Source organism: uncultured Thiocystis sp., assembly GCF_903866365.1.
Taxonomy (GTDB): domain Bacteria; phylum Pseudomonadota; class Gammaproteobacteria; order Chromatiales; family Chromatiaceae; genus Chromatium.
This window is the reverse complement of sequence record NZ_CAIPNF010000460.1, coordinates 1-21825: the sequence shown is the minus strand read 5'-3', so window position 1 is coordinate 21825 and position 21825 is coordinate 1. Positions and strand designations below refer to the sequence as shown.

At 64.0% G+C, this 21825-nt stretch carries 18 protein-coding genes; 3 read left to right on the top strand and 15 right to left on the bottom strand.

Features of this window, described 5'->3' with window-relative positions; translation table 11 throughout:
- Positions 1-320 (top strand): hypothetical protein (locus tag QZY07_RS25170; RefSeq protein WP_295408812.1); only part of this gene is annotated, 320 nt, incomplete at its 5' end.
- A gap of 19 nt (positions 321-339) precedes the next feature.
- On the opposite strand, the gene QZY07_RS25165 is transcribed toward QZY07_RS25170, so the two are convergent.
- Positions 340-1044: an N-acetylmuramoyl-L-alanine amidase gene (locus QZY07_RS25165; protein ID WP_295408810.1), complete on the bottom strand. Its 705-nt coding sequence runs from the start codon at positions 1042-1044 to the stop codon at positions 340-342.
- A 136-nt stretch (positions 1045-1180) separates the two neighbouring features.
- Positions 1181-1720: a conjugative transfer protein MobI(A/C) gene (gene mobI, locus QZY07_RS25160; RefSeq protein WP_295408808.1), complete on the bottom strand. Its 540-nt coding sequence runs from the start codon at positions 1718-1720 to the stop codon at positions 1181-1183.
- 785 nt (positions 1721-2505) lie between these two features.
- On the opposite strand from mobI, the gene QZY07_RS25155 reads away from it, so the two are divergent.
- Both QZY07_RS25155 and QZY07_RS25150 read left to right on the top strand, forming a co-directional pair.
- Positions 2506-2940, top strand: a complete 435-nt coding sequence (locus QZY07_RS25155; protein WP_295408806.1) for a hypothetical protein — start codon at positions 2506-2508, stop codon at positions 2938-2940.
- 74 nt (positions 2941-3014) lie between these two features.
- Positions 3015-3752, top strand: coding sequence for a conjugal transfer protein TraL (locus QZY07_RS25150; protein WP_295408804.1), 738 nt, complete (start codon positions 3015-3017; stop codon positions 3750-3752).
- Positions 3753-3913: 161 nt separating this feature from the next.
- Here the strand turns inward: QZY07_RS25150 and QZY07_RS25145 are convergent, their stop codons facing one another.
- The 13 genes from QZY07_RS25145 to QZY07_RS25085 all read right to left on the bottom strand — a co-directional run bounded on the left by QZY07_RS25145 (position 3914) and on the right by QZY07_RS25085 (position 21649).
- Complete coding sequence (locus tag QZY07_RS25145; protein ID WP_295408802.1) at positions 3914-4072, bottom strand: hypothetical protein; 159 nt, start codon at positions 4070-4072, stop codon at positions 3914-3916.
- Between the two features lie 128 nt (positions 4073-4200).
- Positions 4201-4470 carry a PIN domain-containing protein gene (locus QZY07_RS25140; RefSeq protein WP_295408800.1) on the bottom strand — a complete coding sequence of 90 codons (270 nt, stop codon included), beginning with the start codon at positions 4468-4470 and terminating at the stop codon, positions 4201-4203.
- 3 nt (positions 4471-4473) lie between these two features.
- On the bottom strand, positions 4474-4719 hold the full coding sequence (locus tag QZY07_RS25135) for a hypothetical protein (RefSeq protein WP_295408798.1): 246 nt from the start codon (positions 4717-4719) through the stop codon (positions 4474-4476).
- Positions 4720-5072: 353 nt separating this feature from the next.
- Positions 5073-7106 (bottom strand): protease Lon-related BREX system protein BrxL, encoded by a 2034-nt coding sequence (brxL, locus tag QZY07_RS25130; RefSeq protein ID WP_295408796.1) that lies wholly within the window; start codon positions 7104-7106, stop codon positions 5073-5075.
- A gap of 9 nt (positions 7107-7115) precedes the next feature.
- Positions 7116-9650, bottom strand: a complete 2535-nt coding sequence (locus QZY07_RS25125; protein WP_295408794.1) for a PglZ domain-containing protein — start codon at positions 9648-9650, stop codon at positions 7116-7118.
- Positions 9647-10294, bottom strand: a complete 648-nt coding sequence (locus tag QZY07_RS25120) for a DUF4276 family protein (RefSeq protein ID WP_295408793.1) — start codon at positions 10292-10294, stop codon at positions 9647-9649. Before QZY07_RS25120 ends, QZY07_RS25125 begins: the two co-directional genes overlap by 4 nt.
- Positions 10291-11478 (bottom strand): ATP-binding protein, encoded by a 1188-nt coding sequence (locus QZY07_RS25115; RefSeq protein WP_295408792.1) that lies wholly within the window; start codon positions 11476-11478, stop codon positions 10291-10293. The genes QZY07_RS25120 and QZY07_RS25115 overlap by 4 nt, the downstream gene beginning before the upstream one ends.
- Positions 11471-15841 carry a BREX-1 system adenine-specific DNA-methyltransferase PglX gene (pglX, locus tag QZY07_RS25110; RefSeq protein ID WP_295408791.1) on the bottom strand — a complete coding sequence of 1457 codons (4371 nt, stop codon included), beginning with the start codon at positions 15839-15841 and terminating at the stop codon, positions 11471-11473. Before pglX ends, QZY07_RS25115 begins: the two co-directional genes overlap by 8 nt.
- 2 nt (positions 15842-15843) lie before the next feature.
- Positions 15844-19548, bottom strand: coding sequence for a BREX system P-loop protein BrxC (gene brxC / locus QZY07_RS25105; RefSeq protein WP_295408790.1), 3705 nt, complete (start codon positions 19546-19548; stop codon positions 15844-15846).
- Positions 19545-20003, bottom strand: a complete 459-nt coding sequence (locus QZY07_RS25100; RefSeq protein WP_295408789.1) for a BREX protein BrxB domain-containing protein — start codon at positions 20001-20003, stop codon at positions 19545-19547. Before QZY07_RS25100 ends, brxC begins: the two co-directional genes overlap by 4 nt.
- A 97-nt stretch (positions 20004-20100) precedes the next feature.
- On the bottom strand, positions 20101-20913 hold the full coding sequence (locus tag QZY07_RS25095; protein ID WP_295408788.1) for a BrxA family protein: 813 nt from the start codon (positions 20911-20913) through the stop codon (positions 20101-20103).
- On the bottom strand, positions 20910-21410 hold the full coding sequence (locus QZY07_RS25090) for a BrxE family protein (RefSeq protein WP_295408787.1): 501 nt from the start codon (positions 21408-21410) through the stop codon (positions 20910-20912). Before QZY07_RS25090 ends, QZY07_RS25095 begins: the two co-directional genes overlap by 4 nt.
- Positions 21407-21649 (bottom strand): helix-turn-helix domain-containing protein, encoded by a 243-nt coding sequence (locus QZY07_RS25085; RefSeq protein WP_295408786.1) that lies wholly within the window; start codon positions 21647-21649, stop codon positions 21407-21409. Before QZY07_RS25085 ends, QZY07_RS25090 begins: the two co-directional genes overlap by 4 nt.
- Positions 21650-21825 lie beyond the last annotated feature (176 nt).

Genomic DNA, 21825 nt, shown 5'->3' with positions numbered 1-21825 from the left:
TGTCACCGCCAGTCGTTAGGACGACAACCATGTCTTTACAACATCCACGCCTCCCCCTGCCGACAGTGACTCAGGTGATCGCCTGCATGCTGTCCCTATTCGTTGCCGGTCCTTTGGGACCGATTTTGGCGATTCTTTTTTTTGTATTCAGGGGCCATCGATTGGCCTCAGATGAAAAGCGTGCAGGGGATGCGCCCGCGTGTAACCGTTCAGAGCGAGATGATACCGACGAAGACATGAAATGGGATAACGATGATCATGACGGTTGGGTCTATTCCGGTTGGCTCTACAACGGTGAGTTGAACCAACATCTGGATTGACCCCACTTTGGATCCTCTGTCAATCCCGCGTCTCGCGCCACCAGGCGATGATCCCCGCCGCCAGCGCACGGGCCATCCGCCGTTGGCCCGCCGCCGACGCCAACTCCACTTCCTGCTCGGGATGGACGATGACACCCGCCTCGATCAGGACCGCAGGCATTGCCGCCTGACGCAGCACCGCCAAGCCGTCAAAGCGGTAGATTCCCAGCGCCGGGTCGATCCAGCGTCGGCGTTCTCCAGGGATGTCTTCGGCATGATGGCCACTCGCCTGGTAGCCGGCCACTTGGAGCGCCTCACCAAGCCGCTCCGCCAGATGCCGACTCCCCACCGGGCAGCAGGCTTGCCGCTGACTGACGAAGAGCGAATACCCGCTGGCATACCGCGAGACGTGATGGATCCGCCCCGCTTGATGCACCGGGGTGAGATAACTCGGTTGCACGCTGTCATGATGAATCGAGACGAACAGGACTGCGCCCAGCGCCTTGGCCCGTGCGACTCGCGCAGTGAGTCCGAGCGCGAAATCCGGCGCATTGATGATGACCGGCTGGAGACCCGGCTCGCTGGCCAATGCCTCATCCAAGGCATTCGCCAAGGTGCGATTGAACTCAAATTCAGCCACCCCGCGCGCACTGATGGCACCGGGGGCATGACGAGTATGCCCCACGTCAATGGCCACGAGGCCGGGATGAGCCAGGGCGAGGGTCGCTGCCACCGTCAGTGCCATACTGACGGTCGTGACCTGAAAGAACCTGATCAGCCGACGCATCGGTCATTCACGGTCAGAGAGGATGTTGATTGAGCATGGCCGCGTCGTTGGAAGTAACCCCGATGCGTCTGCCACCTTCCCGATCCATCCGCCATCACCGATCCCACTCGGCGTCAGCATTGAATGGGTCGGCATCCGGTCCCGATCCGCCGCTCCGGTTGAGGGTCTGAATGATCAGATCGAAGCGCAGACGGATCTGTCCGATCTGCGTTTGAATCGTCCGCAGCGCGGCGAATGATGGTTCGTAGTGGAAGATCAGGGCTTTCTCCCACTCTGTGAGGCGACCGAAGGCGCCGAGACGGTAGTGCGGACTGATCCGGCCCGCTTTGTCCTTGCCGCGTTTGAGATAGTGGGTGCGTTGCTTGCCCTGGACGCGATACCACTCGATCTGAAAGATGCCGGGCGCGGAGCCCGCAGTGGTTCTGACCCGCACTCCGATACTGCCACGCTCGCTGGGATGGCGTGTGCGGCGTTCCTTGAGCATCGCCTCGGTGAACTCGGTCTTGAGTTCAGTCGCCCCCTCCTGCAGGGTCGCCAGGATCTCCGTGCAGCGGCCGGTGACCAAGGTATCCAGCTCCTCGAACTGCTGCCTGACCCATTGCTCGCGGGCCGGGGCATCGTGGTGCCTCGCCATCGCCCCCTCCTCCTCGTGGTTCGTCGCACCCATTTCTCCCCCAGCCGTCTTGGACCCCATTTTCATCCCGCCGATCTTTCCCCACCCATTTCCACCCAACTGCCGGGGTGGAAACGCGGGAGCGCACCACCCCGCGCCGTTTGATCCCTGCCTTTCCACCCCCGGTAGCAGCGTTGCCAGCAGACCGCCCGGCCGAGATCGCACTGAGCGGTTCGTCGTGAAGGCCCCCTCGGCAGGGCGTTGATGCCCGCCGAACCATCCAACGAAAACCTCTGCGACTGGCCTGATCAAACACGGCCGTTCGGAGAATCGACCCTCCGGGAGACGGCAACGCGTACCAACCCCCACTGGACTCGACACCCGGCCGCAAACCGCTACTGATCGCGGGCGGCGGTCAGGCAAAACCATTGATCATGGCGATTCAATTGGGATCCGCAGGCGATTACGCGCGAATCGCGAGGCGAGTATAGGCAACCGCACGAGGGCTGTCCGGGCAAAACTGTTACTCGATTCATTCACCGTTTCAGCCAGACAGGCGCCGATTTCTTGAATACGATGAGTCATCACGCTGACAAGCGCCTGCCATGGTTTTGACATCACGGATAGGGTTTGGACGCGCACCTGACACGCTGGACATGACGTTGACGACGATCTGACAGGGTTGACATCGATTGGACACGGTTCCGCCACCGTTTTGCCAACCGTCTCGACCAGGCAAAACGTTGACCTGCACCACGAAAAGACGGTCGATGCCGTTGGCACGCGCGATACCTGGAGGCCAAATCATGAATGATCAACTGTCGGCTTCATTCCTGAAGACATTGGGACAGACGAAAGCGACGAACCGTTCCGATGTGCGTCAATTCATGGCCACCTACGAACAATGGATCGTCGATGCCCTCCAGGAACACTACGCTGTCTCACAGATTTTTCGTGGCCTCATCGCGTTCGGGCTTCATCCGCCCATGAGCGAGCGACATTTCTACCGCTCTGTGAATGCCCTCAAGCGCGACGTCAGCGCCAAGATGGCTTCGCCCTTGCCATCTGCTCAGCCACGCGCCCTAACGCCAGCGCTCGCTCGACCGGTTGCAACTGGACCGACACCGGCCATGGATCACCGGTCGGACGCCCGCTCACTCGTTCACCCGCATCATCCAGATCAATTCAAACCCAAGACCTTCGTCCTGAATCCAGAAACGGATCTTGATGACATTCGTTAATTGAATCATTCAACGCTGGTTTTCCGATCCATGTCATTGCCGCCCACGCCGGCGGATTCCAGAGGAGGCCAATCATGTCCCATTTATACATCACCTTGCAGGCGAAAGGCGGCGTTGGAAAGAGCTATGTCTCTTCGATCCTGGCGCAATATTTCCAGGAATTAGACCTCGCCGTGCGCTGCATCGATACCGACACCACCAATCCGACGCTCATGCGCTATCAGCCGCTTCGCTGCGAGTATTTGAAGCTCTCGGAAGACAACGTCATCAATCCGCGCGCGTTCGATACGCTGGTCGAGATCACTGCGACGGCGGAAGCGGAGACCCATATCGTTGTCGATGTCGGGAGCAATGGCTTTCAGCCGTTTATGGCCTATGCCGTCGAGAACGATCTGTTCCACGTGCTGGAGCATCTGGACGTGCAGGTGGTTATCAACTCCGTCATTGCTGGCGGTCCCGATGTGGCCGAGACCGTCAAAATCACGAAGGCGGTCCTGGAGCACACGCGCGTCCCGACTCTGATCTGGCAAAACGCACACCTGGGGGCACTGGAACTCCGGCAGCGTCCGGTCGCCGATCTCGAACTGTTCGCGGTCTTCGCCCATCGAATCCTCGGTTGGGTGACGCTCCCGAAGTATCCCGCCGCGACCTTCGGGCAGGATGTCGAGCACATGCTGAAACAACGCTGGACCTTCGATGAGGCCATCGAACGGCTGACCCTGATGCCGCGGATGCGCATCCAGACCGTCAAGCGCGATCTCTGGGCGCAGTTGGATCGGGTGTTTGCACCCGTGCCCAGGGCCATCGGCTGATACCGCTGTTTGAGGCTGAAAGCGAAATCTCGTCAACCGATTTGATGTGCATGGCGCACGACTGCATTCATTGACGACCTGACTGGAGATTGTGGGGCCAAGGCGAGCAATTGCGGGGCGCGCGACCGTTTGGGCGCTTCATCGCCCAGCGGCATCCATCGTCAGCCGAGAAGATTGGTGAACGGATGACGATTTTTCCAGCGATAGGCCGCGAAATCACGCTGATCGGTGGAGAGGATGCGACCATGCCCAAGGTGCTCGGCCAGGATGACCAGGGAAGCGTCGGCGAAATCCATCGGTAGGTTTGCGTAGCGATCCATGAGCTCGGCCAGACGAAACAGTTCAGAGACTGCCTAAAAACTAAGTCTTTGATATAAAGCAGGTCACTAAATGTGACTCAGATTTTCGAGGGGATTTCGGCCTTTCAGCCCCTTGGATGGATAGTAAGTTATTGTTTTTTCTTCAGCGAGTTCCTCGCCAGTCTCTCAGCGTCCTGAATCGGGAAGAGTTGAAACAGTTTGTCCCGGTGCGCCTGCAAGAATTGCACGGATCGGTGTTGACCGACGCGTGTCTGAAGCAAATGACAGACTTCGGTGACGACCGGCAAGGTGGTCACCAATCGTTCATCGATTCGCGCCGCGCTGGCCTTGGCGACGTCATGAAAGTCGTCGCGTCGGTTGAGCAAGGCCACCCAAAAGCCGGTATCGGCAATGATCATCCGTTATTTCCACAGGTGCTGTTTGTAATCGACCGAGAGGTGCTGATCGTCGTCCATACAGCCGAGCAGGCCATGTTTTTCCATGATGTGCAAAACCTCGCCAGGTTCGCTTTCCGGGGATGGGGTGGTTTCGTCCAGGGCCTTTTTCAGAATGTCGGCCACCAGTTTGGGCAAGGGTTGATTGAAACGCCGTTGCAGTGCGAGCAGACGCTCGGCGTGGATATCGTCTAGTTCGGTTTCGATGTGCATGACGCATACCTCAATCGTTCAATGTTGATAAATGGTTTCGGCCAGGGTCATGGGTGAGGGTCTCCGGGGTCAATCGCGGTTCGGCGGATGCAGCAGTGTGGATCCGCTGGCGGTGAGTCGAGGCGGGTCTGATACGGCTGGCCGGTGCGGATCGCGTCCTGTATGGCGTCATAGGCTTCCAGTATCACTCGCTTGGGCGGTCGTCGCCGTCGGGTCGTGCCCTCATTCGCAGGATGGCCATCTGAGAGGATTTCGCACAAAGGCCAACCGTCAGAGCGTTGCCGCCTGTAGCGAGCGCAAGATCATCCGACTGATGGGGGCAGTACCAAGATGTCTAACTGGCACCGTAGCCATCACCCCACGAGGCTTCTAATCACGGCTCGATCCAAATCCCCATAGAAAACAATATCGAGCTTCTCCACGACCTCTTCGGGCAGTTGCGCGATCTGCTTTTTGTTACCCACTGGGACCAATGTACGCAACGCACCGTTGTCGAGTGCCACCTGAAGCGGCTCGATAATCGACACTGGAGGCTTGATGTTGCCCTGGATAGTCAGATCGCCGAGGATGATCGTGCCGCCCTCCACGCTGCGGTTCTGAAGCGCGGACATGATGGCAACGAAAAAGGCCACGCCACATTCTGCCTCCGCGCCACCTCCGGAGAGATCGACGATCTCCGCGGCGAAGTCCCGGGCGGCAAGGGTGGATGTGAGCCCGACACGATCCTTGATCGACTGGAGGTAAGTCCAGGCACGGTTCAATGACTCCCTGATGCCTCGCGGCATTCCGGATGGGAGGCGCAGCTTGCCGGTGCCTGGAGAAAAAGTCACCTCGATGCGCAACAGAGACACCTTCGACTCACCATCGACGGTGGCGGTGTAGGCGGATCCTGGCGCGAGCACGTCCTGAGAGATCATCCCCTGACTACCCTGTTCGGGGACGCCGACCGTCACCTCTCGACCGTCGATCTCGTCGATATAGGAAAAACTGGTGCGGTAAAATTCGAAAGCGCCGCGTTTCTTGAGCTGCTCCTTCACCCGTCGCCGCGCCTCCATCGCCAGTTCGAGATAGCCACGCAGTTCGTCGCGGGTCCACTCGCCATGGGGGTGGAAGAGCTTGAGGAGACCGCTCACCGTGCGGCGGATCGCGTTGGCATCACGCCCCTCGACGTGCGCGCCGAGACGGAATTCACCATCAAGCGCATCAAAACGGTTCTCCTTGCGCAGCGTTCTGAGCGCCTCGGCGAGATAATCGGTCACGAACCCATAGTGGTCGGTCAACAGTGCCTGTGAGTTCTTCGGGATCTCCCAGCCAGGCAGGTAGAAGTGGAAGCGGTCGATCAGTGCGAGATCGAACTCCTTCGGCAATGGCTGAAAGAGATCCATCGCGCTCTGGCTGACCAGTGTCTCGATGGGATGGTTCAGGTTGCCGATGAAGACCATCGAGGCATCGGCGTGAACCTGGGTGATACCCCGACTAAACCGGCCGTTCGCCATGTAGTCTTTCATGATCTGGATGGTATCGGCATCGGTGACCTTCATCCCACCGACTTCGTCGAAGGCCACGACATCCCAATGCCCGACGAGTCCCACCTGTCGTCGCGCGTTGTTATAAAACAGGTTGGCAGTACTCGCCTTGCCACCTGACAGCAGGATGGCGTAGGGCGTGAACTCGGAGTAGGCATAGGACTTACCCGTTCCGCGGGGTCCGAGTTCGATGAAGTTGTAATTCTTCTCGACCATCGCCAGCAGGCGCGTCAGCAACAGCCGTTTGCGCCGGTCGTCCAAACGTTCCGACTCCAGGCCGGTACTGCGCAACAGGACATTGATCCACTCGTCCGTCGTGAAGGCCCGGCGCTGTTCGCAATACTCCTCGAAGTCGAACCGTGCGAGCTGAATCGGTTTCAGGTCACGGACATGAAAGGGGCTCACATTCCGGCCGGTTTCCTCGGATGGACGGTACTCCAGATCGACGATCGCCCAAATGCCACCTTCCAGGAGACGGTCGTAGCGACGGTGAAACTCGTCGGGGATATGGATCCGCTGAAACCCGAAATTGTCCATCGCCGCCCAGTATTTCATCTCGCTGGGGATGAAACGGACTTCGATACGGTCGATAAAACGATAGTGACCGTGACGCTCCACGAGCGCCTTGGCCTTGTTGGCCTCATCCTGCCGGAAATAGTTCTTGCGCAGGGTCTCCTTGACCGCCTCGATTCCGAGCTGGACCTCCTCTTCGTTGTCGGACGCGCAGTAACGTCCGAGCAGATACTCGAGCACATAAGAGGGGACGTTCTCGCCGCCCTTGATCTGGTGCAGGAGATCCTTGCGAACCACCTTTCCTGGAAAGGCATCGTTCAGCTTGCGGTCAAGGGCGTCGAGTTCCATGGGCGATCTCTAATCCAGGGTCGCGTTTCGCAGCACCAGGGAGGCGAATGAGCGGCCGGGCGTGCTGGCGTCGATCACACGAATGTCCACGGCATCGCCGTCGAAATCGGACTCCAGTGCGATGGGAACCTGGACCTGCTCGTTGGCCTTGAGCAACACCAGTCCGGTATGAGGATCCCTGGCCTCGCAATCCGCCGCCTCGCCCACGATCCGCGTCGTTCCAGGCGCAAACGCCTGGACTCGGACGGCCAGCTCTGGACTCAGCAGGCTCGTATAGCTCACCCGCACGGAAAAAATTCGGGTGGTGAACCGGTTGCTGCGATAGTGGATGTCCACATGCGCCTCCACCTCACCGGCCGGTTGCCGCCGCACCGCGTCAAGGACAACGATCGGGACGACGCACTCTTGGAGCGAGAGGCCCTCGTGAAAATAAGGACTGCCGGCGCGGAACACCTTGACGCCGCGCGGGACGCACACCTGATCTACCGGCCCCTGAATCCCCATGGTCGCGGCGCCGATGGCCAGCACCCTGTCTGATCGCGCGCCCAGGGTTCCGAGCAGCGAACGGCGGCTGCTCAACAGCCAATGGCCCGCCGGCTCCGGGCAGCGATCTCCAGGCAAGATCTCCGGGAGCAGCATGAAACCGTGGTCGGCCACGAACACCAGTCGCTCGAAACCAAGCTGGGTCAGCCGGTTGGCAGCGGCCAGAAGGTCGGCGACGACCTCACTGATATACCGGCGCGCCAGGAGCGGATCATTGTGCTCGCCGAGGTCGTCGATCTCGGTGCTGAAGACCGCGAGGACATCCGCCGCACCGATACGCCCGCGCAGTTGGGCCGTGCTGGCGGTGAGCAGTTCGCCAAGCCGCAGGCTCCGAAAGCGATCGCCGTAGGCCGCGCGAAAGACGGCGCGCCGGTCCTCGGCGGTCACGACGGGCTTGCCGGCGATCAGCGGCACCAGGCCACCGTCGTGCTCGCCATACCCAAGACCGACCTCGGCACCGGGCAGCAGGGCCGCCATGCCAAAGGGTGTCGCGGCCGGAACGACACCGCAGGCAGGCTCCACCTGCACATGTCCCTCGGCTCGGAGTCGGTCGGCAAGCTCACGGCCCATTTCGAACCGAAGCGCATCGACCAGAAACCAGGCCGTCCGTCTGCCGTCGCTGATGGGGCCGGCGGCATAGCGGGTCCAGGCCTGTGTCTGACGGACGAATCCATCGGCTGGCCAGCCCGAGCGCGCCACCGACTCCAGGAAATGATCCTGCGCGACCCCCAGCCAGCGGCGATACGCCTGCCGAACATGATCCAGCAGCGGGGCGAGACGATCGCGATCGACCAACAGGGACGCAGCCTGTTCGACGAGCCGTTGCGCCTGATCCAGACGCCAGAGACCGTCCCCTTCCGCGCAATAGGCTCGCACATGGTCGGTGACTGGACGGTCCGCCCCCACGCGCCGGGTTTCCCAGGCCACGCCGGCCTCCAAAAGATCCAGGCAACGCTCCGCCAGACGCCAAAGCTGATCGCACTCCGGTTGGGAGCGCCAGACCGAGGACCGGCGCACCTGGATCAAGCCACGCGCCGCGCCCAGTTCACCCGTCAGCGCACCTTGCTGAAGGCGTCGGAGCGCCGCGCGGTCCGCGAAGGGAAAGGTATCACGGTCGCCACAGGCATCGGCCGTGTCTCCCAGTCCCGAGAGACCCAGGCGGCGTTCCACCTCCGCGGCGAGCTCGCGATAGCGATCGCGATGCTCGGACGAGGTTCGCAGATCGTGACACAGATCCTCGATGGGGCGCCGGAAGCGCGCATCGGCATGGGGAACATGCGTCACGGTCGCCGGTGAGGCACCCGGCAGATCGAAGACGAACTCACTGAAGAGCAGCCACTGAGCCAGCGCGGAACCCAGAACGCCAAAGGGGATCGCCACATCCTGATCGAAACCGTAACTGTCGGCGAGCAGACGCCGCAGCTCAGCCAACAACCCTGGAGCGGACTCAAGATGAGCGAGTGCGTCCACCGAACCGCACAGCAATCGTATCGCGACCCGACCGGGAACCTCGGTCCCGAGCGCCTCCCGCAGCAGCGGATAACGCGTTCCCTCGGCCAGCGCATCGAGTTGCGGAATGGTCGGAACCCCCGAGGCAAACAGGCGATCGACATCCGCTTCACGGCCCGCCAGAACCTGCCGGGCTATGGATGGCAGGCGCTCCGATTCGGCGTCGCCGAAGCTCGTGCCGCTCAGCGCAAAGGGCTCGAAGAGATCCGCGCGGCGGGACTCCTCGGTGGTCCCGCGTTCCGCCGGCAGGTAGATCAGCAGGGAGGACTGTGGTGGACCGCTGGCATCAACGCCGAACAGCGCGCGCCAGGCCTGATCGGCGGCGCGGCGCGCATGCAGCATGGACAGCGAGGCGTCTACCTTGACCAGCGGCTGGTGGTCGAACGCCTCGAAGAGGGCGTGGAAGACCCGATCCGGGTCGTACCAGACGAGCACCCGCCGTTCCCGGAGACGGTCAACGATCAGTGCGTCGACGTGTTGGCTGACATTCATGCTGGCCTCCTGTGCCGTGCCTCATGCGTCAATCGCTCCAGGTCGCGGAGGAGCTTTCCGTAGGACGGTGATCGAAAGGTGGCGCGAGGTGAAAAGGTCAGACCGCTGGTCAGCTTGAGCTGGTGGACTCGCTCTTCATAGCGACAGCCCATGAGCTGCTCGATCAAACCCTTGCAGTTCCTCGGCGCTTCCGGAGCCAGAGACTCCGGCAACCGCGCTTGGGACAGCAGGTTCTTGACGCGCAGACTGGCGAGACTCGCCAGAAACCAGGCCTCGTACTCACGATTGGCGACGACGACGGCAAGCGGGACATGCGGGGCAACCGCACGCGCCCGTTCCAGGAGGGCCGGCCCCAATCCCTTGCCCTTGGGTCGGCTCAGGCATTCGTCGTCGGCATCCAGCAGGACCAGAATCGCGTCGGGCTGCCGGGCAAGAGCCGCCCTGACATAATGCTCGATGCCGATGTGTCGGATTGGATCGAATTGGCCCTTCAGTCTCCCCGATCCCTTGGTATTGACCGCCAGCTCGGGAACCTCGAAGCAGGCGGCCAGATTCCGATGCGCCAGCCAACGGCGGATCAGCAAAGGCACCGCCCGTTCCTCTCCATACCCCTCGACGATCGGCACGATCACCCGCTTTCTCATCCCTCCGCACCAGTGAGCGCGAAGAGGTCATCGCCGAAGGTCTCCGGCGTCGGCCCGGTCCAGAGTGCGTTCGAGCTGAGCATCCAGCCAACGGTATCGATCTCGTTGACGGCCGTTTGGGTCGCGGGATTGAGACAGAAGATCCGACTGATTCCATCGTGCCACTCGATCACCCGGATCCGCTCGCCGGTGACCGAGGGATGGTTCAAGACCTCGGGCGAATGTGAGGTCAGAACGACGCGCATGCGGTCGCAGCGCGCCAGGGCGGCATCGAGCAGGACGCCAAGCGCGCTCGGGTGCAGCGAGTTCTCGATCTCGTCGATCAGGACCAGCGAGGGCTCGGGTTGCTGGCAGAGCGCAAGCAAGACGCCCAGACTGCGGAGCGTTCCTTGAGACACATTGCTTGCATCCAGCGTATTGACCATCTCGCCCTGCTGCTGACGGAAGCGCAGCACGCGCCGACCCAGGATCGCATCACCCTGAACCCAGGTGATCCCCTCCGTGATCAGCGCCAACCGTTCCAGCAACCAGAATTGACTCCCTTCGGGGAGCGCCTTGAGGACATCGCCGGCATTGGCGCCGTTGCGCAACAGGGTCGTGCGCTCGCCGATCTCGCGTGCCTCCGCCATCTGCGCCGGTGACAGCTCATAGGCCCGCAGGCCGCGAACCGCGTCGAGGAGATGCGTCCACAGAGAGTCCGAGCGCGCGACGAGCGGGAGCACGAGGTTTCCCTCGGGCGGCGAGGCATCCAACTTGCGCCCTGGTGCATTGAAATCATCCGCGATCCGCTCGAAACCGGCTTGTGTCGAACCCGCGAGGCGCTCCTTGACTTGGTAAGGCCGGCTTCCCACTCCGATTAGATCAAAGCCGTAGATGAAGCGGACAGACTCACGTCCTGGCAACTCGACCGAGAGGACAAGCGCCAATCCGAACCCCGAGCGATCGCTCTGGAGTGCCCCCATCCGGGAGACATTATGCAGACCGCCGCGACGGTCTAGTGCGTTCTCCAGGCTATCGCTCACGGCCTCCTGCAACAGCGCGATAGCATCGAGCAGACTGGATTTGCCCGCCCCGTTACGCCCGACCAGATAAGTGAGATCCGAGAAGGACAGCCGCGCGTTCTCGAAGGCGCGGAAGTTCTTCAGACGCAGTTCCTCGACGGTGACGCGCACCCGCTCAGCCATCGTCGCCTCCGGCGCTATCCGTCAACGCCAGTTGTACGTTGACGCCGCGCTGGCGGCCGCGGCGTCGGGGCGCTGCCGGCGGTGGATCGTAGAGATCCAGGCGGTCATGCGCGATGGCGAGATCCTGCTCGGTCTTGCAGCGCTCCAGTACGGCATCCCGGCGCAGCCAGAGCGCCAGATGCGACCAGTCGTGTCCGCCGTCCTGGATCTCGGTCCAGATCGTCCCGGCCGCCGCGCGCCAGCCGCGATGACGGAACCAGCGCGCCAGCGGGGCCGCGTTGACCACCGCCCCGTCGTCCAGATGCGGTTGCAGCCCCTGATTGACCAACCCGTGCAGCGTCTCGCGCAGCTCGGCGCGCTCGTCGATCTCCAGGCGGATCCGGTCGAGCCGGGTCTGTTCCTCGGCCGTGAGGGCGCCGGCCCGACGGGCGGCCAGCAGACGCGACTCCTCGCGTTGCAGGGCCGATGCGTTGTCGCGCAGCCGATTGATGCAGGCGGCCAGCATCGCCCCGGAGAGACGCGGGTAATAGAGCCAGAGCGTGAATCCACCGGAGGCGGTGGCGAGCGGCCAGTAGATCGGCGCCTGGCGGCGGCTCTTGGAATAACGCCCGAGATGATCGGCGAAGAACCCGTCGGGACGGCGCAGCCAGGTCACCAGTGACTCGACACCCAGGGCGTGCGCCAGCTCGGCCTCGCGCTCGGCGTGCGCGTCGCCATAGACCCGCTCCAGCACCTGGCTCAGGCGGCGATAGAGATCCTCGGGATGGCGCGCCGGCGCGCCGTCGTCGTGGGCATCGTCCTGCAGCAGACCGTCCCAGGCCAGGTCGAGTGGATAGGCGTTCGCGCCGATCTCGGCCGGGCCGAGTCGGACGCCCCCGGCGTCGAGTAGCCAGGGTGTGCCGTCCGGGTCGCGCTCGATCGCTGGCAGTGCGGTGGCGTCGGTGCGGGCGGCGAGCCAGGGCTCGGCGGTGAGGTGGTCCGGCGTGGCCGGCAGGCCGTCAGCCGCGACGAGCTGACCCAGTGGACAGCGCGGCAGCGGACCGAAGGGGTCCGGCCAGTCCGGGATCCACTCGGGGTGATCCAGCAGCCGCAGATCCCAGCGCCCGAAGGCGACGCCCACCGCCCAACTGACGATATCGGCGGCGCAGCGGCGCAAATCGCTCTCGCGCAGCAGGTCCAGGCGACGCCGGATCGCGGCCAGGCGGCGCGGCGGCAGGGCGAAGAGACGGCACAGGGTCTCCTCGTCGCGCAGTGACTTGGTCTGGCGGCCCCGGCGATGCTCGACCCGCACATCGACCTCGGCATCGAGTCCGCCCGGCAGTTGGTCACCGGGGAGCGCCTGTTTGGTGAGATAGGCGGTGCGGAAGAGTTCCGGGTCCGGGTCGATCTCCGGCTCCGGGAAACCGGCGACGGCGGGCTCCAGTTCCTCGTCCATGAGCTGGCGGTCGCGCTCGGTGAAACCATAGGCGTCGGCGACGAGGGTATCGATCTCGGCGGTGATGTCGGCAAGCTGGGCGAAGCGGTCTTCGCGGGCCTGGACGCGAAGGCGGGCGGCCTGGGCGAGTGGAAGGTCGCGGCCGGTCAGCAGGACAGGCGGGAGGGCGAAGGCGGCGCAGGTTTCGCCCGTTTCGTCGGTTTCGATTTGATCCGCGCGAACCAGTGCCACGGCGTTGTTAGCAAGATTGCCAAGACGAATGGATTGCTCGTCAGTCGGCTTCGGCCACGGAAGCGGATTGACCATGCCCACCTCATAGTGCTTCGCAGCGGAGCCCGGTCGTTCGTCTCCCGCCGCAAGGCGCACCATGAGTAATAGGCGGGCAGGGGAACTCGTGAGGATAGCGAGCAGCAGGCTTGCATCAGTCGAATGATTCGGAAAGGCCGTCGGTCCCATGTGCCCAAATGAACATGCTGCGGGGAAGGCGCGTGGTCCAAACGCCTTGGTCGTTCGGTTTGGCCATGTGACGCCGCGACGACCGAAATACTGCATGTTTTGTGGTCTTCCACGACCCAGTGCCTTCACTTCTGAGCCATCGTTTTCCCAGTTCAGCAAAAGGTGAATGTCATCCCAAAAAGGTCGGTACTCACCACCCTTGGCGAAACGAGGCCACTTGGCGTCGAGATCCATATTCGCTGGATCGACTTCCCAAGCAAGCCGTAGAAAACGGAAGTCGCTGGCGGTGGCGGTACCCTGTTTAGCCTCGCCTATCGCCGTTCGAATGGCGGGCGATTTCGCATACCGCTCCAGTAGCGCATCCGACATCCAGTAGGCATAAACGCCCTCGGGGAGTTGCCGAAATCGATGGGAAGTGGAAGTGAAGACATAGGGATGTTCCCGGCCCTCGGCGACCGCTTGCATCGCATCGTAGAGCACGGCGTCTTTCCGTTTGGTCTTGAGTAGGCGTACCCAAGTTGCGACTGTGTCAGGACCGGCGCAGCGATCCACAATCACGGCACAGGTCTCAACCATTGCTTCCAGGACAAAAGAGCCAAGGTCAGCACCCAACGTCACCGCCCCTTGCTTTCCGAATATGGTCTCGCGCAACCCGCGCAGCCACTTGAGAGCCAGCCAAGTCCGATTCGTAATCGCCCCCACCCGACCATGCGGCTCCAGCAGCTCCAGTGCTCGCTGAAAGAACATGGCATAGATCTCGTGGCCGCAGGCCGGGTAATCCTGGTCGAGCGCCTCCTTGGTGCCTTCCGCCGGCTGACCGAAGGGCGGATTCATCAGCACCACGTCATAGCGGGCGCGCGCGAGATCGATGAAGGCCAATCCCCGCTCGGCATCCTCGGCGAAGAGCCGCCGCAGCATCCGCTCCTGATCGCCGGCCTGGGCGGCATAGTCGGCGAGTGCCTGGACCAGGCGATCCTCGGCCCCGGACCAGAAGCGCGCGGCCTCGTCCCTGGCCAGACCGCTGAGATCATGCCGGCGGCCGGACCAGTTCGGCGCCGGCTCGAAGAGATCCGCCTGGCTCGGCGCGGCGGAATCGCCGTCCCCGTCCCAGCGTGCGCGCGCCTCGCGGACGATGGCACTGATGTGCTCGTCGATGCGCAGCAGCAGCCCGGTCTCGCCCACCGAACGCATGGCGGAACAGACCGCGCGCAGCAGGTCACCCAGTTCGGGCGGCGTCAGGGTGGCGGCGAAGGCATCGACCTGCCCCCGGTCGCCGGGCATGGGCTCGGCGCACACCAGATTCATCCGCCCGATGCGCGGGCGCTGTGCGCTGGGGATCGCCTGCCAGGCGCGCTGGGCGCGCAGCCAGAGTGCCAGCGCGGCGACCTGCAGTGGGCGTGGATCGATATCGACACCAAAGAGGTTGTCGCGGAGGATCAGGACCGGGATTTCGCGCTCAAAGGTCTCGCGCTCGGGGTACTCGACCCAGAGCGGTATCCGTCCGGGACTGGTCCCGATCCGGCGCTCCCAGGCCTCGCGGTAGATGCGTTCCAGCAGGTCGAAGGCATAGAGCAGAAAGTGACCGCTGCCGCAGGCGGGATCCAGGATGCGCAGCTCACGCGGGTCTTTCGGCGCGACCTTGGCGGTCACCCCGGTGCGCAGCAGATAGGCGCAGTGCTCGGCGATCCCGCTCGCGCCGTCGGTCATCTCGACCCAGAGTCGGCCGAGCGTGTTGTCGGTCAGGAACTCGACGATCCAGCGGGGTGTGAAAAGCTGGTTGCGGATCGCGAGATCGATGCTGTCGCGCGGCACATCATTGCCCCGGCGGATCTCGCGGCGTTCCTCGGCCGAATGGAAGTCCTGGTAGACCCAGCCGATGGTCTCGTCGTCCCGCCAGGCGCGGGCGAGCCTCGGCACGGTCAGCGCGCTCACCACCGGCTCCAGACAACCGGCGAGCGGAAAGAGCAGGGAGCGCGGTTCGCGCCGATCGAAGAGTGTCGGCAGATCCTCGCCGATCTCGTCGAAGACCCGTTCCAGGAAGACGCGGTAGGTCTCCTCATCGCGCCCCAGCGCGCCGCCCGCGAACTGCCGGAACACCTGGAACCCGTCGGAGTCGAGTCCGTCGCGCAGACAGGGCCTGAGCACGCCACGTTCCTCGGCCATGCGGATGGCGGCGAGACGATGCAGCAGGGTGAAGGCGGTCTCCTCGGCCATGCGGCGCAGGGCGGCCCGGTCGCGCTCGGCGGGCGTTCCCGGCACCAGGCCCGCCAGATGGCGATGCCATTCGCGCAGCGCCTCGGCGACGCCCCGTTCGAGCGATGACAGGGGCAGCCCCGTGAGCGCCCTGGGCGCGCCGTCGCGTGAGAAGCCATGGATGCGTTCGAGCTGATCGCGGGCGTCGGCCTCCAGCAGCGCGCGACAGCGGTCGACGGCCGCGGTCAGGGTCTGGCGTTCGGGCGCGGAGAGCGGCATGCTCAGTCGCCCTCCCGGTCCACCAGTCGCACCGGCCCCAGTTCGACCAGCGCCACCAGCCGGCGCTGGAGGTCGTGGATCCATCGCTCGACCGCTTCCGCGTTGTCGAGCGTGACGGCCGGCATCAGGTTGCGGATGGTGACCACCTGGACCCTGGCCGCGCCGTCGGTGTCGGCCTCATCCTCGTCATCGGGCCAGTCGACCGGCAGGCGTCGGCGGACCTCCCCTTGGCAGTCGTCGAGGGTGGCGGCCAGTCGCGCCGCGCGGGTGAGGAGCCGACGCAGGTCGAAGGCGAGTCGGTCGGCGGAGGGCTCGGCGGGCAGATCATCGGGGTCGAGACGCCGCGCGATGGCGTCGCGATCGTCCGCGTCGAGCGCGCCCCACTCCGCCATTCCCTCCAGCGCGGACTGGGCCGAGCGGACCTCGGTCGCATACTGGCGTTTGCGCTCCGCATAGGTCGCGCGGGCGCCCTGTTCGAGTGCGAGCAGGGCGGCCCGCAGGTCCGCCATGCGATCCGGGAAACTCTCGGCGGCGAGAACCTCCGCGATGGTGCGCAGATGATCCGGATCGGCGAGGTCGGTCAGGTCAGGAAACAGCTCCCACAGTTCGGCCAGCTCGTGCCGCAGCGCCGCCGCGCGGCGCACCGTGCCTTCGCCGGCACCATCCAGACCCTCGATGGCCGCGCGCACCCAGCGCACATCGGCTGGGAGATCGTTGTCGGGCGTCCCCAGGATGCTGGCCGCGCCGCCCGCGTCCTCCTGGAGCAGGTCGGTGCAATCCTGGAGCACGGCGCGGGCGCGGTCCTCCCCTGGGAGTCCGAGCAAGCGCAGGCGGTCGGGCAACGAGCCGACCTTTTCCATCAGCGGAGGAACCTCGGCGCGCACGGCGCGGCTGATATGATCCTCCAGTGGCAGCACCTCGACCCCGAAGAGTCCTTCCAGCACGCGCGCCGCCCGGTCGAGTGCCTCGATGGGCGGCTTCGAGCCACGCAGCGCCAGTCCGACGCGGTTGAAGGCGGCAGTATTGCGGAAGGCTTCCTCGGCGCCGGGGCCGGGGGTGCGCAGGATCCCGCTCGGCGTGTGGACCTCGATCTCGCCGGCCGCCAGCAGGGCGGCGAAGAGATAACGCGTGGTGTCCTTCGACCAGCCGTAGGGCGGCTCGGCAAAGAAATCCTGGACGAAGACACCTTGCAGTCGGCCGGTGCCGGCGGCATCGACCTTCTCCCGGAAGGACTGGAGGGCCACGGACAGCGGCGGATCGGCTGTCTTCACCCGTGGCTGGCCGGCACGGGTCTCGATCAGTTTGAGTGGATCCCGGTCGGGAGGCATCCGATCGAGTCGCTCCCACTCCAGGAAGCGCGACGCCTGGTTGGTCTTGGCCGCATGGGGCGCATGGCGGAACTCGGGAAAGACCTCGGGGGCCGCCCGGTGGAGCATGGCGTTGCAGGCGGCAATGAGTGCGTCGGGGTCGTACTCCCGTACCGGGCGCGCCAGGCCACGAAAGACGAAGGTGCCGGCATGCAGCGCCGTCGCCAGACGCGCGCGGGCCGCTTCGCGCAGCCGTTCCAGACGGCGCCGTTCGGCGCGCACGTACTGGGCGACATCGCGGTCGGCGTCGTGTTCGGAGGTGGTGCGTGCGAGGTGCGCGGAACGGCAGGCTTCTTCGAGCAGTTCGTCGAGGTCCGGCGGCAGTGTCGCCAGCCAGAGGATGACCGACTGCCAGTCGGCGCGGGCACGGGTCTCGTTGCGCAGTTCTTCGAGGCGGCGGTCCCAGGACGCGCTCGTCACCGGTTCGAGCAGGAACCGGATATCGGCCCCCTCTCCGACGACCAGGACACCGTTGAGCGACAGGCCGGCGGGGATCGATTTCACGTTCTCTAGCCGGGTCTCGGGCTGGGGATCGAAGACGAGTCGCAGCAGTTCGACCTGGAGCTGGCGTTTCTCGGGGCCGGTCGGGCGATGGGCATCGCGTATCTGTTGCAGTGGGCGGACCTTGTCGCTCAGGAAGAGATAGCCCGCCGCGCCGGCCTGGTCGGTGTCCGGCTCGCCCTTGAGCTCGACGATCCCCAGTTCGCGGGTCTCGACCAGCTTCTGCAGCACAACCCGCACCGGGTCCATGAGCGAGGTCTCCCCCACCGCATGATAGAACACGGCCGCGAGGTTTTCGGCGGTGCGCGGGAACTCGTCCAGCGGTTGGAGCGCGGCGATCGCCTTGGCAACGCGCACCGCCAGCGGATCCTGGCCGAAGAGGGGATGCCGCTCGACGCGGGCAACGCCCTCCACCACATGGGGCAGCTCCTTATCAATGTCGGCTCGCAGGGTGTCGAAGATGTCATCCGCGCAGGCCAGGTGTTTGACGGGCCGATCAGCGATCGGCGTGATCCCCGCCGGAAGCGCCCTGGAGGCGTCGATCAGGAGATCCTGGACGACGCGGATCGCGGAGCGCAGACCGGTGCCACCGGTGCGACGGGCGAGCCGGCGGATGAGCGCCATGACCAGATCGAAGTGCAGTGGGAGAAAGGGGTAGAGGGCGGCGAAGGTGTCGGCATCGAGCGGGGACCGGCCATGGGTGCCGAAGCCCTCGACCCGCGTCTGTAGCTTGAGCACCTCGCCCTCGGCGCGAAAGAGTTCCCGCAGCAGGCGGTCCGCTTCCGCGCGCTTGGTCAGGAGGCGTTTCTGGGTGATTTCCTTGATGTCGGCCGCGTCCAGCTCGATGGAGATCGGGAAACGGTCGCGCAGACGGTACAGCTCGGCCGAGTTCAGGAGCGCCTTCTCGACGATTTCGTTGAGGGTCTGCTGCGCGGTGGCGATGAGCCACACCTTGCCACGGCCGACCTCCTTGAGGCTGCGGACCAGCCCATCGAGGTTGAGCATGAGATCGGTGCGTGGGGCGACGTACTGGCCCACCTCATCGATCAGGAAGATGATCTGCTCGCGCCCGGTCTTGCGCCGCACGAGCCGGATCATCCGCTCCGCCAGTTCCGAGACCTGCATCCGCTCCTGATAATGCTGCTGACGGAAGCTCTCCGGGGTCGGGAAATCGTCGCTCAGAAAGGCGGGGACGAGCTGCGCCCCGCGCGCGGGACCGATCAGCGGGTCGTCGTGGACATCCTCCCACTCGCCCTTGCCGGGAAAACGATCCCGATAGGCCGCGCGGTAGTCATCGAGCCGGCCCTGCTCGTCGAGCCGCACCTCGATATCGGCCAGTTTCGGCACCTTGGAGTAGCCGATGCGCTGCAGCACCTTGGCATAGAGGACGTTGGTGATGGGGACCGCCGTACTCTCCACGAGCTGGTCGCGCGCCAGGTCCAGCATGACGACCGCGGCCGGGAAGTGGGTCGCCGCCGTGCGGTAGAGTTGCTGGAGATCTACCGCATGGAAATGGGAAACCAACCGGTCGAGGAACGCGAGCTCACCCACGCGGCGCTCCGGATCCAGCGCAAAGCCGAGATATTTGGTAAAGGAGCTCTTGCCGGAACCATAGAAACCGGAATTCCACACGCCAACCTCGGTCACATCTCCCCGACGGACGCCCGCCTCATAGACCTCGATGAACCGACGAAAGGCGTCCTCGAGCCGCTCGGTGACCACGTATTCGTCGATTTCACGCGCGAGTCGCTGGGGGTCGTCGGCCGTGTAGTCGATGACCTTCTCGATCGGACGATCGATGGGGCGCTGGTCGGAAAACAGCGCGCGAATGGTCTTCATGTCCGCTCTCCGATGATGTTCGAGCGGTAGTTGGGATCCTCGGCGTAGAAGCCGAGAAAGCGCAGACCGAATTGACCGGCCCGTTCGCCGGGGTAGAAGAGCACGGTCGGACTGACGACCCGATCCTGGACCAGCGATTCGATGGCCCTGACGCGAAAGAAGGGGTGCAGTAGAGCCGCATCGGTGAGCAGCAGGAGCCGGCCCTGTTCCGGAGATGAGACGAGGTCCAGGATGGCGGAAGCAAGCCCGGTGCGGGCGCTACCCTGCTTGGTCTGCAAGGCGTCGCGGACGGCCCCGATGACCTCGCCAGCGGACGAATCGGGCTCCGCTTCGAGCCAGTTCTCCCAGCGCCCCGAGGTATCGATGACGCTCCACATCAGATCGGCAAGCGAGCGGATCTGCACGCGCCATCCATCTTCCGCGAGTCGGGCGCGCCAACGGGGAAGTGACCGCATCAGCTCATGCGTGTCGTGCGACCGGTGAACGAAGTGGAAGAAAGGGTCCGCATGGGTAGGGGTCAATCGGTTCACCGATCCGAGCTGCGACCGAAGCTCAAGAAAGTTCGTTTCGAGCGAGGACATCGAGCACCTCCTCCATGGTTGAACAGGCCCAGGTGATCTGGACGACGGCGCCAGCGGCCTGGATCTCCCAGAGCCCAGGGCGTGCCAGCCAGGCCAGGCGCTCACGGACGCGCGCCTGGTCGAGCGTCCAGAGCCCCCAATCCGGATGCATCAGGACTCGGGAGTCGGGCAAGTCATGGAAGTGCAGGTCGTAGGCGAGCCAGGCCACCGCCAGACCCGTCGGCTCGAACGGTAGAAGCTCACGGATCCCACGCCGGCTTGGGCCGGCCAGGCCGAAGTCGGTCATCTGTCGCAGCACATGCTGGGCGACACCTTCCTTGACACTGCTGGACCAGGGACGCTGCATGCGCCCCGCCGTCTGCTGTTCCTCGATGAAACCAACGAAGCTTGGTGTATCCAGGTAGCAGCGGCCCGAGGCACGCCGCTCGGCGGCGTAGAGGGTGATGGCCTCCCGGAGCACGATATCGGCGCGTGCCGCGTAAAGGAGGCTGAGGTCCGTAAACCAGCGCCCCACCCCCTTCGCTTCCAGGAGTGATTTCAGGCGAGGGGCCGCCGGTTGCGTGCCGGAAAGAAAGCGTTTGACGAAGGCGTTCGCCACCACGTCATCGCTGCGACTGGCGGTCGCTTTGCCCAGAAGCGATTCCTCTCGCGCACGACGCAGCAGACTGGCGCTCGACTCACCGGGTGTCCAGGCGCGCAGCAGCGCCTTGGATTCATCGAGTAGCGCTGTGGCCTTGATCGATCTTGCCGTGTATGGCGGGCGGCTCTCGCGCGCTTCGGTCATCCCGCAACCTCGAAATAGGGAACGACCCGCTGTCCCAAACGCGCGGCGCCCGCGTAGATCCGCGCCAGGTCGGCCACGGCGGCTTCCTCGCGAAGCCGCTGATCGCGTCCCAGGGAACAGGGACCAACCGGGACCGTGGAGCCATCCGGAGGACCAAGCTCGTCCAGCGCGGCGAGAATCTCGTCCAGCGTTGCGGGTGGCGGGGCCAGTTCAGCGCCTTGGGCGAGATGATGCGCGAGACTGTCTTCTTGGGCAGTCGGCAGACGAAACAGATGGACGGTGGCAGGACTCAACTTTTCGTCATGGTCCCGCCGGGCGGCAATGGTGACTGACTCCAGCGCGGCGCGGAGTGCGGTGCGCGGGAAGGGGATCGCCAGACGCCGCAGTCCGATCTCGTCGGTAAACCGGCTTGACCACCAGCCGAGACGCTCGCCAAGGGCTCCGACGAGGAAGCGGAGTCGAGCCTGTGCGTGAGCAACTGGAACCCGCTGACTCATTCTGAACTTCCAGTTCGTGGATGTTCTGTTGCTTTCCGGGTGTTGGTTGTGGGAGCTGGATCAGCCGCCGCTCTACCTTGACACACCCACGCATCGACCTCGGAAATCTTGAATTTCCAGAGGCGGCCCATGCGATGAGCTGGCAGATCCTTTTGCTCGATCCAACGGTAGACGGAGTCCTTGGCCACGCCGAGGTGGTTCGCAACTTCATCAACGGAGGCCCAGTGTTCGGCGGTCAACTCAAGCTCCTGTGATGGTGGGTATCGAGTTCAGGGTCACGAGCCGCTGAGCATGAGAACAGATGAAACCCTATCATGCCCATTATAACCATTCAACGCATGACAAAAATCGGTTAATCTGAATCTTCTATTGCATGCCGAAGACGACCATAAAAAGGCCGCCAGCTCCTCAATGA